General features: G+C 69.3%; 17 protein-coding genes. 7 read left to right on the forward strand and 10 right to left on the reverse strand.

The genetic code is table 11. From position 1 onward, the window contains the following. From BLV25_RS02645 to BLV25_RS02655, 3 genes are all read right to left on the reverse strand, one after another. Positions 1 to 666 (reverse strand): helix-turn-helix domain-containing protein, encoded by a 666-nt coding sequence (locus BLV25_RS02645; RefSeq protein WP_021074975.1) that lies wholly within the window; start codon positions 664 to 666, stop codon positions 1 to 3. Between the two features lie 343 nt (positions 667 to 1,009). Further along, a complete protein-coding gene (locus BLV25_RS02650; RefSeq protein WP_092730768.1) occupies positions 1,010 to 1,705 on the reverse strand; it encodes a helix-turn-helix domain-containing protein in 696 nt (231 codons plus the stop codon). Positions 1,706 to 1,877: 172 nt separating this feature from the next. Continuing rightward, entirely contained in the window at positions 1,878 to 3,095 is a 1,218-nt protein-coding gene (locus BLV25_RS02655) for a hypothetical protein (protein WP_092730630.1), read from the reverse strand. Positions 3,096 to 3,325: 230 nt separating this feature from the next. Here BLV25_RS02655 and BLV25_RS02660 point away from each other — a divergent pair, with 230 nt between their 5' ends. Then, positions 3,326 to 3,595, forward strand: a complete 270-nt coding sequence (locus BLV25_RS02660) for a hypothetical protein (protein ID WP_021074978.1) — start codon at positions 3,326 to 3,328, stop codon at positions 3,593 to 3,595. A gap of 15 nt (positions 3,596 to 3,610) precedes the next feature. On the opposite strand, the gene BLV25_RS02665 is transcribed toward BLV25_RS02660, so the two are convergent. Further along, a complete protein-coding gene (locus BLV25_RS02665; RefSeq protein ID WP_092730632.1) occupies positions 3,611 to 4,966 on the reverse strand; it encodes a glycine cleavage T C-terminal barrel domain-containing protein in 1,356 nt (451 codons plus the stop codon). Positions 4,967 to 5,344: 378 nt separating this feature from the next. Here BLV25_RS02665 and BLV25_RS02670 point away from each other — a divergent pair, with 378 nt between their 5' ends. Then, a complete protein-coding gene (locus BLV25_RS02670; protein WP_021074980.1) occupies positions 5,345 to 5,539 on the forward strand; it encodes a hypothetical protein in 195 nt (64 codons plus the stop codon). Between the two features lie 107 nt (positions 5,540 to 5,646). Here BLV25_RS02670 and BLV25_RS02675 read toward each other — a convergent pair whose 3' ends face one another. Beyond that, positions 5,647 to 6,501 carry a methylenetetrahydrofolate reductase gene (locus tag BLV25_RS02675; protein WP_021074981.1) on the reverse strand — a complete coding sequence of 285 codons (855 nt, stop codon included), beginning with the start codon at positions 6,499 to 6,501 and terminating at the stop codon, positions 5,647 to 5,649. 405 nt (positions 6,502 to 6,906) lie between these two features. Between BLV25_RS02675 and ilvA the strand changes: the two genes are divergently transcribed. Both ilvA and BLV25_RS02685 read left to right on the forward strand, forming a co-directional pair. Next, a complete protein-coding gene (ilvA, locus tag BLV25_RS02680; protein WP_092730770.1) occupies positions 6,907 to 8,169 on the forward strand; it encodes a threonine ammonia-lyase in 1,263 nt (420 codons plus the stop codon). Positions 8,170 to 8,478: 309 nt separating this feature from the next. Beyond that, complete coding sequence (locus tag BLV25_RS02685) at positions 8,479 to 10,236, forward strand: BCCT family transporter (protein ID WP_021074983.1); 1,758 nt, start codon at positions 8,479 to 8,481, stop codon at positions 10,234 to 10,236. A gap of 161 nt (positions 10,237 to 10,397) precedes the next feature. Here BLV25_RS02685 and BLV25_RS02690 read toward each other — a convergent pair whose 3' ends face one another. After that, positions 10,398 to 10,688, reverse strand: a complete 291-nt coding sequence (locus BLV25_RS02690) for a hypothetical protein (protein ID WP_021074984.1) — start codon at positions 10,686 to 10,688, stop codon at positions 10,398 to 10,400. 124 nt (positions 10,689 to 10,812) lie between these two features. Continuing rightward, positions 10,813 to 11,520: a hypothetical protein gene (locus BLV25_RS02695; protein ID WP_143114373.1), complete on the reverse strand. Its 708-nt coding sequence runs from the start codon at positions 11,518 to 11,520 to the stop codon at positions 10,813 to 10,815. Positions 11,521 to 11,636: 116 nt separating this feature from the next. Here BLV25_RS02695 and BLV25_RS02700 point away from each other — a divergent pair, with 116 nt between their 5' ends. Next, positions 11,637 to 12,053 carry a hypothetical protein gene (locus BLV25_RS02700; RefSeq protein ID WP_021074986.1) on the forward strand — a complete coding sequence of 139 codons (417 nt, stop codon included), beginning with the start codon at positions 11,637 to 11,639 and terminating at the stop codon, positions 12,051 to 12,053. 75 nt (positions 12,054 to 12,128) lie between these two features. Next, positions 12,129 to 12,317, forward strand: coding sequence for a hypothetical protein (locus BLV25_RS02705; protein WP_092730636.1), 189 nt, complete (start codon positions 12,129 to 12,131; stop codon positions 12,315 to 12,317). 8 nt (positions 12,318 to 12,325) lie between these two features. Here the strand turns inward: BLV25_RS02705 and BLV25_RS02710 are convergent, their stop codons facing one another. Both BLV25_RS02710 and BLV25_RS02715 read right to left on the reverse strand, forming a co-directional pair. Continuing rightward, positions 12,326 to 12,766 carry a universal stress protein gene (locus tag BLV25_RS02710; RefSeq protein ID WP_021074988.1) on the reverse strand — a complete coding sequence of 147 codons (441 nt, stop codon included), beginning with the start codon at positions 12,764 to 12,766 and terminating at the stop codon, positions 12,326 to 12,328. 306 nt (positions 12,767 to 13,072) lie between these two features. After that, entirely contained in the window at positions 13,073 to 14,356 is a 1,284-nt protein-coding gene (locus tag BLV25_RS02715; RefSeq protein WP_218128594.1) for an NAD-binding protein, read from the reverse strand. 148 nt (positions 14,357 to 14,504) lie between these two features. Here BLV25_RS02715 and BLV25_RS02720 point away from each other — a divergent pair, with 148 nt between their 5' ends. After that, positions 14,505 to 16,529 (forward strand): BCCT family transporter, encoded by a 2,025-nt coding sequence (locus tag BLV25_RS02720; protein ID WP_092730640.1) that lies wholly within the window; start codon positions 14,505 to 14,507, stop codon positions 16,527 to 16,529. Positions 16,530 to 16,595: 66 nt separating this feature from the next. Here BLV25_RS02720 and BLV25_RS02725 read toward each other — a convergent pair whose 3' ends face one another. Further along, positions 16,596 to 17,648, reverse strand: coding sequence for an electron transfer flavoprotein subunit alpha/FixB family protein (locus tag BLV25_RS02725; protein WP_092730641.1), 1,053 nt, complete (start codon positions 17,646 to 17,648; stop codon positions 16,596 to 16,598).

The raw sequence follows: 17,648 nt of genomic DNA on the forward strand, positions 1-17,648 counted from the left end.
TCACTCCTCGTCGAGGGGCTCATCGTCGACGAGGACCTCCTCGATCAGTCGCGCCGATCCGCGACGGAGGCGACCGCTGACGGCCGTCCGCGAGATCCCGAGCAGCTCCGAGAGACCCTCGAGGGTGATCTCGCGGGGATCGTCGTAGTAGCCGTTGCGGTAGGCGTTGACCAGCGCCTCGATCTGTGGCTCGGTCAGCCCGAACGCCGACTCCTCGGCCGGGTCCTCGGTCTGCCGGAGCTCGAGGACGGTGAACCGGATCCCGTTTCGGTCGGCGAAGGCGCTCAGCTCCTCCATCGTCTCGTGGTCCTGCAGTTCCAGGCGCAGCTTCCAGCCGTCGCGGTGGCTCCGTGACTCGAGGACGAGCCCGCCGGCGGCCGAGACCGGCGGCGTGATCAGCGTCGCGGCGTCGGTGTACTCGATCCGGTAGGTGCGGCGCGGGTCGGACTCGGTGACCGACGTGAAGGACGCGACGGTGTGGTCCGCCGCCAGCGCCTCCTCGAACGCCGTGAAGTCGGGAGCTTCGACCCAGAAGACGTGACCGTCGTGAACCGGGTCGGTTCCCGTGTCGGAGACGACGCCGATCTCCGCGTCCGGGAGCGCCCGGATCGTGGGCGAGAGCGCGAGGTCGGGATGGGCGACGTAGACGCTGGTCGAGACGATCATCGTGTGTGTCGGCGTGGCTGTGCGCTCCCCGTCGACCGCCCGCGCGGAACTGCCGCGCGGCGGTCGCGCAGCAGTCGGGCAGGAGTCGGGGGGAGGTGCCGTTCCGTTGCCGGACGTCGGTCAACGGATGATCGCCGCTCGGTCGACGGGGGTCGGTTACGCCTTCCCCGGCCACCCACCACAGTGGTATCAGTGATCACGGATCGTCGGATGCGTCACCTTCGTCGATCCGGCATAAAACGTTTGCCCGAAACGACCCGAAAACGCGTCGAAACCGAATCGAGAACGAGTCGAGAACGAATCGAGGACGAGTCGAGAACGAATCGAGGACGAGCCCGCTGCATCACTGGCGTGGTCGATCCGGCCGATCCACGAGGAGGGTCCGTTCGATCAGGGCACGGATCCCGCGTTTGAGACGGCCGCCGACCGCCGAGGCGGAGTAGCCGAGCTCGGCGGCGACGTCCGCCAGGGAGGCCTCACGGGGGTCCGCGAAGTAGCCGAGTTCGTAGGCGACGACGAGCGCCTCGCGCTGTTTCTCCGTGAGCGCGTCGCGGACCGGATATTCCGTGTCGGCGCCCGGCAGCTGCCGGACGTCGACGACCTCGAAGGAAAAGCCCGCCTCGCGGGCGTGCTGCCAGACGTCGTGGAGGGCCTCCCGGTCGGGGAGCAGCCACTGCTCGTGCCAGCCCCGTGGCGTCGGTTCGGGTCCCGGCGCGGCGCTCCGGGCGTCGATCACGAACCCGCCGTGGCGCGTGACCTGGGGTGCGAGCAGGACCGCGGTCTCCGCGAAGGTGACCCCCCAGAGGTTCCGCCGGTCGAACTCGGGCATCGGGTGGACCGTCTCGACCGTCCGGTCCCGCTCGAGGGTCTCGGCGACCACGTCGGGAGGCGTCGTACCGAACTTGAGCACGTAGACCTCGCGTTCGGGGTCCGTGCTCGTCTCGGGCAGGACGCGCACGTCCAGTTCCGGGGCCGACGCGAAGGTGTCCGCGAGCGCGCCGTCCTCGTGGGCGAACCGTACCTCGGCGAAGGTGGTCATCGACGGGGTGTCCGATCGGAGGGATGCGCTCGCACGGGAAAGTTCCACCGGCGGTATCGGTCGAGTGGTCAGGTCGAGCGTACGTCGTCAGGTCGAGCGTACGCCGTCAGGTCGAGCGTACGTCGACCGGCCGAGTCACGCCGCCGAAGCGGATCGACGGTTCGCCGGCGAGTCACTGCGCGGCCGAGGATTCGCGGAGACACTCGATGATGTCCTCGCGGGTCGTCTCGCGTTCCCCCTCGGTGGCGAGCTGGCCGACGACGAACTCCAGGAGGTTCAGCTCCCTGAGCAGCTCGAGGGCGTCCTCGCGGTCGACGTCGACGTCGCGTTTGACCTCGTAGATCGTGTTCGACCGCATCACCGTCTCGATGAGCGCGTCGACGGTCACGTCCTCCGGGAGACCGATCCCGTCCGAGAGGACGACGGGCTGGTCGGCGTCGGCGGACGGGGTCGGGTGATCGACGTCGCGGGAATCGGAATCCGAGGCGGGCCGGTCGGTCTCGGTCGACGGGCCGGTCGCCGACGTCGCGTCGTCCCGCCGGTCGTCGGCGTCGTCCGCCGCGTCGCCGGTCCGGTAGGTGTTCGGCTCGTGGATGTCGTAGTCTATCATGTACCGGCGGACCGTCTCGCCGGTGACGTCCATCTCCAGGGCATCGGCCATCTCGGCGAACGTCCCGCAAGCCTCGTAGACCTCCGCCAGCAGGTCGGGATCCTTAAACGGCGGCACGTCGCGGTCGGATGTGAACGTGGTCGCGGTCTCGCGATCGTCCGGGTCCGTTCGGGCATCGACCGACGCCGCCTGGCCGTCAACGGAGGACGCCGTCGCCGACGTGTCAGCGTCCGCCGGTTCACCCGGTTCGGCCGTCTCCGATCCCGCCACGGTCGGCAGCGCCGTTTCGGTCGCGTCGTCCTCGGCGGCGCCCGCATCCGCGTCGTCCTCGCTGACGGCCGCGTCGACGTCGGCGACATCGGCCGCGACCTCGGCGTTCCCGGTCTCGGCGTCCCCATCCGCTTCGACGGCCGGATCGAACCCGTCGGCCCGGGGGCCATCCGCCGGAACCGTCGCCGCGAGCGTCACCGTGACGGTCCCGTCCGCGCCGAGATCGGCGCCGGTCGGACGCGCCGCGACGTCGTGGTCGGTCGCGGGCGTCAGTTCGGTCGTCGACGCGAGCGCGAACCGCACGGTTCCGTCGGGGCCGACACGCGGGTCCCGAAGGGCGGTCCGGTCCGCGGTCGGATCGATCGAGAGCGTCACCTCGAGGTTCGCCGTGAGTCGGTCCGCCTCGACGCCGGTGATCGCCGCCACGTCGACGTCGTCGACGGCCTCGCCGCGACGCTCGCACTCGTCGAGGAACCGGCCCAGCTCCTGGAGTCGGTTACCGATGCCCATGATATACGGACCCATCGCGCTGCGGCCGCATGAAGACACACGATGAATTATGAAGGTTTTTAAATCGGTCGGCGTCGGGCGGATCCGCCGTGAGGGTGCCAGATGGGATCGGCCGACGGTGTCGTATGGGATCGGCCGACGGTGCCGTGCGAGGTCGTCACTGGGTGACACGCGACGGCGAAACCGGCGAAGTGACACCGTTTTATTCCCGCATCACGGACCGTGACGCAATGGAACGGGTGAAGACCGCACCGGGCCCGGACGCCGCGCACGCGTTCCGGCTGGGACTGATCGCCGCCGCCGTTCTCGGCGTGGTCGCGATGGCCGGCCTCTACGCTGCGGGCGAGGCCTCGCTGCTCCTCGTCGGCTTCCTCCTGGTGGCGTGCTTCCCGGTGTATCTCGTGTTCGCGGCCGCCGCGTTGAGCGTCTGGCTCGGGTACGACAAGGACGCCACCGACCTCCGCCCGGTCTACCGGGAGCGCGAGCGCCGGCGGGGCTGAGCCCTCCTCCGCGTATTACTCCTCGGCCTCCTGCTTGGCGCTCAGCTTGGCCTGCTCGCGGGCGCTCGGGTTGACGGACTCCTTGAACGGCACCTTCGCGACGGTCGCGAACACCGGCTCGCCCGGCTCCTCGGCGTACTCGTCGGGGAGGTGGACGCGGAACTCGGTGTCGAGGTCGGCGTCGTAGACGCGGTCGTCGAGCGGCGCCTCGAGCTTCTCGGCGGGGACGAACCCGAGCGCGATGTTGGTCTCGAGGTCCGGGCTCCACCACGGCGAGGTGACGTAGCCGCACTCCTCGCCCGTCTCGGGGTCGGAGATCAGCCAGAAGTCGGACGCGTAATCGCGGATCGGCTCGCCGGCCAGTTTCAACCCGACGAGCTTGAGGTTGAACGGATACTCGCCGTCCTCGATCCGCGCCTTCTGCCGCTCCAGCTCCTCCCTGCCGATGTAGTCGCCGTCCTTGTCGTCGGGGACGTGGTAGCCGAGGTTGACCTGGAACGGCGAGGTCTCGTGGTCCATGTCCTGTCCCCACGAGAGGATGCCGGCCGCGATCCGCCGGTGGTGGCCCGGCGCGATCTGCATCCCGCCGTGGTCCTTGACGGTGTCGAGGACGGGGTCCCAGACGCGCTCGGCGTGTTTGGTGGCGTCCTTGACGTAGATCTCGAAGCCCTTCTCGCCGGAGAAGCCGGTCTGGCTCACCAGCACCTCGGCGCCGTTGATCTCCGCCTCCATCAGACCGTAGTAGGGGATCTCCGAGACCTCCTCGCCGACCACCTCGACCATCACGTCCTCCGAGAGCGGTCCCTGGATCTGCATCGGCGCGACGTCGATCTCGTCGACCTCGACGTCGAAGTCCATCCCCACGTTGACGCCCTGGATCCACTGCATCAGCGTGGAGTCGGAGATGGAGAACCAGAACTCGTCCTCGGCGACCCGCAGCAGGACGGGGTCGTTGAGGATCCCGCCGTCCTCGTTACAGAGGATGACGTACCGCCCGTGCATCGGCTCGATGTCGGTCGCGTCGCGCGTGATGAGATAGTCGGTCAGCGCCTCGGCGTCGGGGCCTTTGACCCGGATCTGGCGCTCGACGGCGACGTCCCAGAGGGTGACGCTGTTCGTCAGCGCCTCGTACTCGGCCATCGCGCCGCCGTCCTCGGGCTCGACGAGCCCGCGCGGGTGATAGATCCGGTTGTAAACCGTACACCGCCAGGCGCCCTCCTCGTTGAACGACTTGTGGAAGAAGGGCGACTTGCGGACGCGCGTGGACACCAGCATCTCGATGCCGGGATCCCCCGTCTGTCGGAGGTTCCTGGGAAGGACGCGGTCGGACTGGTCGACGCTCGGATGGTTCGGATGGTCGTCTTGTGACATCGGTACACGGTGTCAGTTCCCCACCACTATAAAAGAAAGGCGTCACTTTCGAGACCGCGACGTGTTCGGAATCCGATCCGATCTCCGAATATGGCTTTTCAGGCCTCATACAGTGCATTTACCCGGAGAGAGAACGAGATCACCGATCCGAATTGCTCGGTCGAAACCGGACTCTAAACCACTACATATCGAATATAGTATGGGTTGTGGTTGCGGACGTGACGCGGTGTGACCGGCGGGACGGAGCGATCCTCCACCGTGGGCTGAGCCGCGGTGGGTCCATCCGGAGACGACATCCAACCGGCGGTATGAGGCAGTATACCACCCTCTACGGTCGATTTCGGAATCCTTTCACGGGTCGGGTCCCGACGAACGGATATGACGACCCGGTCCACCACCGGAAGCGATCCCGCTTCCGACGATGACGCATCGCGAACCGACGGATCCGTCGACTTCGAGAACTACCTGCCGGGAGCCCCGCTGCCGTCGACCGAGCCGGGCCGCGTCGAGCGGTTCCTGACGCGGCTGTTCCGCCGCCGTGGCGGCCTCCGCGTGGTCTACCGCCGCAAGTAGCGCTCTCGTCGCAAGTAGCGCTCTCGTCGCAAGTAGCGCTCTCGTCGCAAGTAGCGCTCTCGTCGCAAGTAGCGCTCTCGTCGGCACGAACGTGCGACGTCGAGTCGTTAGCTCTCGAGCCGGCCGAGCCGCCAGGACTCGGTGTCCGGCACCTGGTTGAAGGTGTAGATGTGGACGCCGCGGATGTCGTAGTGGGGATCGGCGGCGTGCGGCGCGAGCCCGTCGATCAGCTCGTCGGGGGTGTACTGGCCGCGCGAGCCGACGAGCTCCTTGATGAATCCGAGGACGCCGCTGGTCTTCCGGAGGAATCGAACCGAGTCGCCGACGCCGACCTTCTTGGAGATGCCGAGCAGCCGCTGGTAGTTCATCACGCCTGGAATGCCGACCTCGACGGGGAGGTCGACGCCGCGGTCGCGGATCGTCCCGATCCACTCGAGGATCGTCTCGGGGTCGTAACACAGCTGCGTGACGAGGTAGCTCGCGTACGGCGCCTTCCGGTCCATCGCCTCCGCGAGGGTCGCCTCGCTCAGGAAGTCGTGGCCCTCCGGATAGCCGGTGATGCCGACCTCCTCGAACTCGTACTCGAGCTCCTCCAGCGCCACGAGCAGGTCGTGGGCTGACTCGAACTCGCCCGCGGGCTCCTCCCGGTCGCCCCCGGGGACGAAGACGTCCGTGACCCCGGCCTCCCGGAGCCGCCCGGCGATCGAATCCAGGTGCTCCCGGTCCCGAACGTACCGGGCCGCGACGTGCGGGATGACCTCGTAGCCCGCCTCGCTCGCGGTCTCGGTCCACTCGACGGTGGCGTCGATCCCGAGCGTCGGCGAGGTCGTGACCGCGATCGCCGCGCCGTCGGGGAGGTGGGCCATCTGTTCGCCGAAGCTGTCGAACGGCATCAGCTCGAATCGGGGATCGGCGAGCAGCGTCGCCGCCCCGTCGTCCGTCGTCGAAGTCTCGAGTGACATTGTGAAGTGGGGCCGGTTCCCGACACGGGCGGCGAACCGACTGGATGCGACAAGGGCCGACACCGTCATTAGGTCTTTCCCGCTCGTGGCGTCGGCCGACTCGGCGACAACACCCCACGGGTATTTGACGTGTTGTGGACGGGAGGCCTCGTTTCACACGAAACGGACCGCTCGGCGGCGATCGGCGTCATCTTGATGGCGGTCGGATCCCGTCTTCCGATGGACTATGCCTCCTGTTCACACACAACGATCGGGCGGGAGCCGACGGATCAGGGTCGGTGATCGCCCGTGACCGCTCCGCCCCACGACCGGAGACGGGGACGCGACCGGCTCGCGGCCGACGGCGAACGCGACCGACTCGCAACCGACGGCGAACGCGACCAACTCGCTACCGACGGCGGGAGCGTGACGGTCACGTTCGCCGACGTCGAGGCGGCAGCCGAGCGGATCGACGATCCGACGGTCGTCAAACCCACGCCCGTGGAGCGCAGCACCTCGCTGGAGGAAATGACGGGGGCGGACCGGGTGATGTTGAAGCTCGAGCACCTCCAGTGGACGGGGTCGTTCAAGACGCGCGGGGCGTACAACAAGATCCGCGCGTGTCTCGAGACGGGCGATCCGGACCACGTCGTGGCCGCGAGCGCGGGCAACCACGCGCAGGGGGTCGCGCTCGCGGCCACCACCCTCGGCGTGGACGCCACGATCGTGATGCCGACGACGGCCCCGCAGACGAAGGTGGACGCGACCCGCGGGTACGGCGCGAGCGTGGAACTGGTCGGGCAGGACTTCCAGGCGGCGATGGCGTACGCCCAGGAGCTCGTGGCCGAGACCGACGCCGAGTTCGTCCACGCGTTCGACGATCCGGAGATCGTCGCCGGCCAGGGGACCCTCGGCATCGAGATGTGCGAGGACGTCCCCGAGGCCGACACGATCGTCGTCCCGATCGGCGGCGGCGGGCTGATCTCGGGCATCGCCACCGCCGTCGCGGAGCTGAGCCCCGAGACGCGCGTCGTCGGCGTGCAGGCCACGGGCGCCGCCACCGTCCCCGACAGCCTCGAGAAGGGGATCCCCCAGACCCTCGAGTCGGTCGACACGATCGCCGACGGGATCGCGACCGGCGGGATCTCGGAGCTGACGCTGTCGATCATCGAGCGCCACGTCGACGAGGTCGTCACGGTGACGAACGGCGAGATCGCCGACGCGATCCTGTTGTTGATGGAGCGGGCCAAGCAGGTCGTCGAGGGCGCCGGCGCGGCCTCGGTCGCCGCGATCCGGAGCGACGACCTCGACGTCGCCGGCGAGACGGTGATGCCGCTGCTGTGCGGCGGCAACCTCGACATGACGATGCTGCGGACCGTCCTGGTCCACGCGCTGACGCGCCGCCGACAGATCCTCCGGCTGCGGGTCCACATCGAGGACCGGCCCGGCAAGATGGCGGAGATATCCAGCCTGATCGCCGACCACGACGCGAACATCCAGACGGTGCGACACGACCGCGCGCTCGAGGACCTCGACGTCGGCGAGGCCTACCTCATCTTCCAGGTCGAAACGAGCGGGGCACAACACGCCCGCCGGATCGTCGACGCGATCGCCGAGAGCGGCTATCCGGTGGACGTTATCAACCACCCCGACGTCAACGTGCTCGCCACCGACGCCGATCGTGCGTGAGTTCGGCACGGGTGAGCGGGTCCGACGACGTTTTCCGTCCGGCGTCGGACCGTCCGGTTCCGGGTTGGTTCGATGTGCGATACCGGAACGGAGCGGGCGCGAAACGGCGACGGCGGGCGGTCCGACCGACGGATCGTATTTAAAGACCGCCATAATTACGGATGAACGTTTATTAATGATACTGTACTTACATACATCGAGGCGCTGTCATATGGTACCTATCAACACGGAGACTCCGGCGGACGCGCCACCGAACGGAGCGAGGTATCGTGCGTCGAACGCCAGAACCGTTCGTCGGGGGGTGAGCACATGAGCGACGGCGAGGAGGAGGCCGTCGGCGAGATGTCCGACGGGCTGCAGGTGGAGCTGTTCCACCCCGACTCCGACCGGGAGCCCGGCGACACCAACATCCAGAAGTTCGGGTTCGACATCCACCCGATCGTGTTTCCGGTCGCGCTGTTGATCATCGCCGTATTCATCGTGTTGACGATCGGGCTCGGCGAGGATGCGGCGAGCGCGTACACGTGGCTGTTCAACTTCATCGGGGAGAACTTCGGCTGGTTCTACCTGCTCGCGGTGAACGTCTTCATCGTCGCGCTGCTGTTCTTCGCGTTCAGCAAGTACGGAAAGATCAAGATCGGCGGCGTCGAGGCCGAAAAGGAGTTCAGCGACTTCGCCTGGATGGCGATGCTGTTCAGCGCCGGGATGGGCATCGGGCTGATGTTCTTCAGCGTCTCCGAGCCGCTGTATTATCTCCAGACGGTCCCCGGCTTCTTCGGCGTCGAGGCCGGGACCGGGGCGGCCGCCCAGGCCGCGATGGCCCAGACGTTCTTCCATTGGGGATTCCACCCGTGGGCGATCTACGGCCTCGTCGGCCTCGGGCTGGCGTTCTTCTCGTTCAACCGCGGCCTTCCGCTGACGTTCCGGTCGATCTTCTGGCCGCTGCTCGGCGAGCGGATCTACGGCTGGCCCGGCCACGTCATCGACCTCGTGACGGTGTTCGCGACGCTGTTCGGCCTGGCGACCTCGCTCGGGCTCGGCGTGGCACAGATCAACACGGGACTCTCCTACGTCGGCGGCGACATGCTCGGCCTGTTCGCCATCCCGACGGGAACGATCCCCCAGATCGCGCTCATCGCGGTCATCACCGGGATCGCGACGCTGTCGGTCGCCGCGGGGCTCGACGGCGGCGTCAAGCGACTGAGCACGATCAACCTCTACCTGATGTTCGCCCTGCTCGGGTTCCTGCTGATCGTCGGTCCCACGGTCTACATCTTCGGAACGTGGGTCGAGGGCCTCGGCGCCTACTTCGGCAACATCCTGGCGATCAGCTTCTTCACCGGGACGCTCGGCCAGGGCGGCTCGACGGTCACCGCCTGGACCGTCTTCTACTGGGGCTGGTGGATCGCGTGGTCGCCGTTCGTGGGAATGTTCATCGCGCGCATCTCGCGGGGTCGAACCGTCCGGGAGTTCGTCCTCGGCGTCCTGTTCCTGCCGGCGCTGTTCTCGACCCTCTGGCTGTCGACCTTCGGCGGGAGCGCGCTGTTCAACACCCTCGAGGGCAGCGGCGCGGCGATGGCGACCTACAACGAGCTCGGCCAGACGGTCGCAATGTTCGCGATGCTGGAACAGTTCCCGCTGGGCGCGGTCACGGGGATCCTCGCGACGCTGCTCGTGATGACGTTCTTCGTGACCTCCTCGGACTCCGGGTCGCTGGTCATCGACCACCTGACCTCCGGCGGCAAACACGACGTGCCGCGAGCCCAGCGCATCTTCTGGGCGGTCACCGAGGGCATCGTCGCCGCGATCCTGCTGTGGGGCGGCGGCCTGGGCGCGCTGCAGACGGCGGCGATCACGACCGGCCTGCCGTTCGCGTTCATCCTCTGTCTGATGTGTTACACGGTCTATCTCGGACTCAGCAACGAGTACGACATCCTCGAATCCGAGGAGTTCGCCGAGACGATCGAGGAGCTCACCGACGACGAGGACGTGGAGGTCGTCACGACCGGCGACCAGATGGTGACCGACATCTCGGCCGAGGACGACGAGGCCGTGGGGGGTGACTGAGCCCGGGACCGCGTCGCTCCGGTCGCCCGAACCGTCCCGCCGACGAACCACCTTTTTTCGGCTTGGTCTCCGGCTCCCGCTTTTAGGTCCGGTTTCCGGCTCCCGCTAACCCGGTCTCCGGCTCCTTTCGCCTCGGAACGCAACAGTCCGATTCGAGTCCGTCAGTAGTACTTCCACTCGTCGTCCTCGTCCCCGCGCCGCAGCGTCGTGCCGTCCTCCTCGTCTCCCGAGTCGCGCTCGCCGTCAGCCTCCGGACCACGTCGGTCGACGCCCGAACCTCCCTCGCCGGTGCGGTCGTCGGGCCACTCGATCCCGTCGCCGCGCAGGTGTTTGTACGCGATCCCGCCGAGCGCCACGAGGAACAGGACCAAAAGCAGCGTGCCGGCGAGCGCGGCCGCCTGTCCGGCCCACTCGAGGATCCCGCCGTCGATCTGGAGCGTTACGCGTCGCATACCGGATCGAGGGCGCCGAGCGTGAAGTGTGGTTCGGGGCCCGGACGTCTCGCCCCGTCTCGCGGCGTGCGTCGACCGCCGGCGCGGAGCGACCGCTCGCGCGGGGCGAGAGCGGACGCCGACGTCAGCCGTCGGCGTCCGGAGGAACCGTCCGCGAGCTATGGACCCACGTTCTGGTGAGCCCGCCGACGCCGACGGACGCGACCGCGATCCAGACGACCGCGGCGCCCGGGCCCGGGAGGAGCAGCCAGCCGACCGCGCTGAGCGCGGCGCCGACAACCAGCCCGCTGCGGGCGCGGCGCCCGCCGAACAGGTCGGTCACGATCGTCCCGACGACCAGGAAGCCGAGGCCGCCCAGAAGCGAGAGGCCGACGACGAGAACGACGGCGGCGAGGTAGCCGACCGGGGGCCCGGCGAGTCCGAGCCGCGTCAGCAGGTCGTTGGCGTACAGCCCGGCGAACGCGACGAGGCCGTACGCCACCAGGCCGTAGAGGACCGCGACGGCCGGTCGGGCCATCGTGTCCGCGATCGCTTGCTCGAGGAGGTCGCGCCGCCGAACGAGGATCCCGCCGCCGAACGCCGCGACGAGGAGGAACGACCCGACCGCCCTGACGACCGGCGACGACGGATCGACCAGCGCCGGATCGACGATGATGGGAGCGACCATCGGCGGAACGACCGCGGTCGGGGCGGCCGTCGCGGGACCGACCGTCCCTGGAGCGACGGTCCGTGCGGCGGCGACGCCCGGCAGCGCCGCGAGCGCGATCAGGACGCCGAGTGCCCGCGCCACGTGGGTCGACGCCCGTGCCACGTGGGTCGACGCCCGTGCCACATGGGTCGAAGCTCCCGCCGCGTGGGTCGAACACATACCACGTTCGTGGGGAGACGGGGCGGAAAAGCTGTCGGCTCGACGAGCGATTTATGTCTATGTGTGCTGAATGATACCACGTGACGGGCGCGTTACACGCCCTCCTCGTCGGCCTGAAGCGTGTCGGAGAACGACTGGTCGCGCCGCTGCGCCGCGGCGACGGACCGAACAAGTTCCGGCTCTCGAGCGTCGACACGGCGACCACGACCATCGACGGGTCCGTGGGGTGGCGCAACCGGCCGCCGGCGACGCTCGCGTGTCCCCAGTGTGGCAGCCGGATCTACCAGCGGCACGCCCACGACGCCATCGACTGTCCGCGGTGTCGTGCGACGTTCGACGGCGACGAGTTCGCGGATCTGGAGCTGATCGCGTTCGAGTGTCCGGTCTGTCGCACCGAGATGCAACACGGGACGCGACATCCGGAGCGGTTCGGGTTTCCCGAGTGGGCGACCTGCGACGCCTGTCGGTACCACTGGGAGTTCCGGCATTCGTACTGACCGCTCCCCGAGAAGGTGGCCACCCCACGAGGGAAACGTATTCGGGGACGGGCGTCGTTGGTGGGACGAACGACGATGGAGATCCCCACGACTGGCGACCCGATCGCGGTCGCGCTGGCGGCGCTGGCTGTCGGCCTGTTCGCGGTCGCGCTGATCGCGATGTCAACGGACCGCCTGACGGCCGCCGGGATGAGCTTTCTGGCCGCGAGTCTGGTCATCTACCTCCGGGAGAGCCGGGTCGCCGACCGGACGGCGGAGGAGTGACCGGCCGATCAGTCCTCGACGGACATCCGGTCGGTTATCACGGGCACCGATGAGGTGCGGACGACCTTGTCAGAGGTGCCGCCGAGTATCGCCCGGAACTTGCCCTGGTACGCGCTCCCGAGGACGATGGCGTCCATCCCGTGCTCCTCCGCGTAGTCGACGATCTCCTCCGCCGGCGATCCCGACCGGATGGCGGTGGTGCACTCGACGCCCTGCTCGCCGGCCATCTCACACAGCTCCTCGGTCACCCGCTCGCCGTAGTCCCGGTGTTCCTCGCGGATCTGCTCCTCGTCGTCGCGGATGTAGACCGTTCGCGGCGCGCCCGGAAGGTCGACCACGTACAGCGCGTGGACCGATGCCCCGAGGGCGGCCGCGAGTTCGATTCCGTGCTCGGCGCCACGCCGCGCTTCGTCGCTCCCGTCGTACGGGATCAGGATGGTGTCGTACATAAGCGTCCCTCGTTACCGATACACATATCACGTAAAAATAACTTTGGGCGGACGCCGCCGTCGACGATGCCCACCGGTCCCGGAGCGCCGATTTCGGACGCATTCGGCGTCGAACCGATCGGAATCGGTGACTGCGGGCCCTCCTTCACGGAAGTCGTGCCACGCGTCTCCCGTCGCGAAACAATAAGTAACTAATATCCGATATGTTGTGGAGCGAAGCCGGCGGTCGGAGGCGGCAGTCGTCGGCAGGGCCGTCGATTCCCGGCAGACCACCGATTCCCGGCAGACCACCGATTCTCGGTGCCATCAGCGTCCGTCGGCGGCGTCCGCGTCGGCCGCGTCGGCCGCGGCGTCCGCGTCGGCCGCGTCGGCCGACTCGGCGAGGACGTCCTCGACCGGGTTGGCGGTTCCGTCCATCACGGCCCGGCCGAGCAGCCGGCCGCCGATGACGGTCGGCGTGATGACGCGGTCGGCACCCACGTTCTCGAGCTTGTCGACGTGCCGGCGGTCGGTCGCCGCCGCGACGATCCGCACGTCGGGGTTGGCCTGTCGGGCCGCGAGCACGGCCAACACGTCGTTGGCGTCGTCCGCCGTGGCGACGACCACGCCGGCGGCGTCGGCGATCCGGGCGCCGCGTAGCGCCTCTGCGTCGGTCGGGTCCGCGGTCACCACGTTAACCCCGTCCTCGCGGAGCCCGGCGGCCGTCTCCGTGTCGGCCGTCACGACCACGAGGTCGGTCGTGCCGCGCAGTTCCTCCAGGAGCGGTTCCGTGACGTCGCCGTGGCCGAGGACCAGCACGTGGTCCTCGAGCAGGGAGAGTTCGGATGCGTTCATGTTCCCGAATGCGCTCGATATCCGCGATTCGATCGCCGGGACGAGCAGCGACCCCGTCGCGACGGTGAACGAGCCGGTCCCGAGCACGATGACCGACAGCGTGAACAGCTTGGTGAGCTGGGTCGTCGGCGTCGCGTCCCCGTAGCCCACGGTGGTGCCGGTGACGACGATGTAGTAGACGGCGTCGGTGGCCGACTCGACGCCCACGAACTCCTCGCGCAGCGCGTAGGTTCCGACGGTGCCGTAGACCTGGACGGCCAGGAACGCCACCAGCGCCGCCGTCTGGAACGCGGTGAGGTCGACCGCCCGGTCGAACTCCTCGCGGTTCACGAGCACGTGGCCGACCGCGAGGACGGCGGCGGCAAACAGCGGGACGTCCGTCGGGTCGGCCGTCAACAGCGGCAACAGCGCCGCCAGCGGGAGCGCGAGCACCGCGCCGTACCACGCCAGCCGGAGGCGCCGACGAAGCCCGACCGTCACGGCCCCGATCAGGAAGGCGAAGAAGACGCCGTAGAGCCGGACCAGCCCGGTCGCGCCGGGAAAGAGGCCGCCGAGCGGCCCCGCCAGGGAGACCGTCGTCGCGCTCAGGTCCGAGAGGCCGGTGATGAACGCGAGGACCGCGACCGTCGCCGACAGCACCACCGACGTCTTCGGCCCCGAGGCGGCCGCCCACTCGACCAGCCGGACCCGCTCCGGATGCTCGAACAGCTCCTCGACCGCGGGCTCGGGTCGCCGATCGCGTTGGTCTCCCGACACGAACGGCGATACGGCCGTTCGGAACATAAGGGTATGCCACCGAATGACACTCCCTCCGGTTCCGTCGTTCGTCCGGGGCGCCGGCACGGACCGTCACGTCGACCGCTGCCGACGATACGCCTTTACATCGGGCCGCATACATTGTACTATGTCAACGAGGGACACTGTGGTCGAGCGCGTTCTCCGGGCGACGCTGGCCCCGGTGTTCGTGCTCTCGGGGGTCGTCGTGATCTCCGGGTTCTTCTTCCCGTGGCTCGTCGGCTCGGTGGTCTCGGGGCGGGGCTGGGTCGTCGTCGCGCTGGTCTTCTTCGGGACGGGTCTCTCCTGGCTCGCGCTGCTGCCGACGCGGGCCGACGACGATCCGGAGGCGGACGCCGCCGACACACAGGACCCGACCGTGCGTCGGCTCCTGTACATCCGCCACGGACGGCTCCGTCCGGTGATCCTCCCGTTCGTCGAGCGACAGGATCCGATCGTCTTCGGAGTGCCGATCGTCGGGACGCTCGCCTTCTTTCTCGTCTGGATCGGGGCGCCGGACGCGACCGGCACGGCGGTCGCGGCCGTGACCGGGTTCGTGTTCACGGACCTGGCGTGGCTCCTTCTGGCGGCGGTCCTCCTGTCGGTCCTGTTCTGTGCGGTCCTCGTCGTCGGTCCGTGGGGAAGCGTTCGGCTCGGGGGCGCCGACGCCGAGCCGTCCTACACCTATCCGACCTACTTCGCGCTGTTCTTCGCCGCGGGGATCGCGGCCGGGATCGTCTTCTGGGGCCCCGCCGAGTCGCTGTTCCACTACCGGACGCCGCCGCCGTTCTTCGACGCGGCGCCGCGGTCGGCCGCGGCCATCGACGGCGCGCTCGCGTACGCGCTGTTCCACTGGGGCGTCTCGGCCTGGAGCACCTACCTCGTGGTCGGGCTCCCGATCGCGTACTTCGTCCACGACCGGGGCGCGCCGTTGCGCGTCTCGACGGTCCTCGCGCCGTTCGTGGGCCTCGACCGGCTGGACTCGCGGTGGGTCCGCGCCGTCGACGTCCTCGCCGTCTTCGCCACCGTCGGCGGCGTCGGCACGTCGATCGCGTTCGTCGGCCGGCAGTTCCTGGTGGGGATCGAGTACCAGTGGGACGTCATCACGGGCGCGTTCGGCCCGATCGCGCTGGTCGTCGGGCTGACCGCGACCGCCGTGATCGCGGCCGCGACCGGCGTCCATCGGGGAATCCGCCGGCTCTCGGGCGTGACGGTCGCCCTCTTCGCCGCGTTCGTCCTCGTGCTCCTGGCGGTGGGGCCCCGGTCGTTCGTGCTCGAACGTGGCGGACGGGCGCTGGGGATCTACCTCGTCGAGTTCGTCCCGCTGAGCCTGTTCCGGGACGGCGGCTGGGTCGTCGACTGGACGGTCTGGAACTGGGCGTGGTGGTTCTCGTGGGCCCCCTTCGCGGGCCTCTTCCTCGCGGCCGTCTCCAGGGGACGAACGGTCCGAACGGTCACGGTCACCGCGGTCGGCGCGACCGCGCTCGCCTCGATGACCTGGTTCCTCGTGATGGGCGGCACCACCCTCGCGCTCCAGCATTCCGGGCGCGCGAACGTCCTCAACGCCGTCGACGCCTACGGTGGATCCGAGGCGGTCGCCGGGTTCCCCGTCCTCGCCGCGCTCCCGCTGAGCCGGCTGCTGCTGTTGGCGTTCCTGGCGTTGATCGTCGTCTTCATCGCGACCTCCGCGGCCGTCTCCACGCTCGTCGTCTCGGTGCTCGCGACGAAGCGCGGGCGGGCGCCCACGACCGGAAGCGTCGTCCTGTGGGGGGTCATCCAGGGCGTCGTCGCCGCCGCCGTCCTCCTGCTCGGGAACGCCCAGCCGCTGCAGGACGTGGCGGTCCTGGCGGGCGGCCCCGTCGCCGTCCTCGCGCTCGCCGCGATGGGCGGCCTCGCGGCGACCTTCCGGCGCGACGAGCGCGGCCACCGGTCGGCGATCGGCCAGCTCCGCCACGCGCTCGCGCGTCGTGGCATCACGCTCGTTCCCGAACGCCCGGACCTGCAGGACATGGATGCTCCCGGCTCCGGCGGACGCGGTCGATCGGACGCCGCGAGCGATGGGGCCGAGACCGGGACGGAGAACGCGGAGAACGGGACGGAGAACGCGGAGACCGACGAGGAAAGCGCTGCGGACGACCGGTCCGACCGCGGGTGATCCGCGGTCAGTCCCGCGGAACGAGACCGGGCCTTCCAACGGAGGTCGTCGACTCGACCGCCGCGGTCACTGCGCGTCGCGGATCGCCTCGTTGAGCGCCGGCACGACCTCGTGGAGGTCGGCGATGACGGCGTAGTCGGCCTTCTGGATGATCGCGGCCTCGGGATCGGTGTTGATCGCGAGGATCGTGTCGGCACCCTTGCAGCCGACCATATGCTGGACGGCGCCGCTGATCCCGCAGGCGATGTAGAGGGTGGGCGAGATCTTCGCGCCGGTCTGGCCGACCTGGTCGTCGTGCGGGCGCCACCCCTCGTTGACGGCGGCGCGGGAGGCGCCGACCGCCCCGCCGAGGAGGTCGGCGAGCTCCTCGAGCTTGTCGTAGCCGTCGGCGCCGCCGACGCCGCGGCCGCCGCTCACGACGACCCGGGCCTCGCCCAGCGGGACGCCCTCCTCGTCGGACTCCTCGTAGCGGTCCACCTGTACGCGGAAGTGTGCGTCCTCCAGGTCGGGCGTGACCGTGTGGACTGCCGGGGCGGCGGGGTCGGCGGCCGGCTCGAAGCCGACCTCGTGTTCGGCGGCGGTGAGCAGCTTCGGGTCGCCGCCGAGGAGCGCCTCCTCGATGAGCGTACCGCCCCATCGCTGGCGGGTGAGCGCGTAGCTGCCGTCCGGGTCCGGGAGCTCGACCGCGTCGCCGCCGGCGTCGGCGTCCGCGTCAACGGACTCGACGGCCAGGCAGTTGGCCGCCATCGACTGCCCGCGGTTCGCGGCGACCTGCGAGAGGACCTCCTGGCCGCGGTCGCTGCCGGGCGCCACGACCGCGTCGGGGTCGCGGTCCTCGACGACCGCTTCGATCCCTGCGGCGTACGCCTCGGGTGCGTAGGCGTCGAGGCGGTCGTGGGAGACGACGTGAACGTCGTCGACGCCGTACTCGCCGAGATCGTCGGCGAGGGCGTCGCCGACCGATCCGCCGGCGGCGTCCTCGCCCGGCCCGGCCACGTCGAAGACGACCGCCTCGAGCGGCTCGTCCGTTCGGTCGGCCACGTCCCGTGCGAGCGTGACGGCCTCCAGCGAGGACTCGGCGGGCGCGTCGCCGTCGGCCTCGACGATCGCGAGGACCAT

The organism is Halopenitus persicus (genome assembly GCF_900107205.1).
Lineage (GTDB): Archaea > Halobacteriota > Halobacteria > Halobacteriales > Haloferacaceae > Halopenitus > Halopenitus persicus.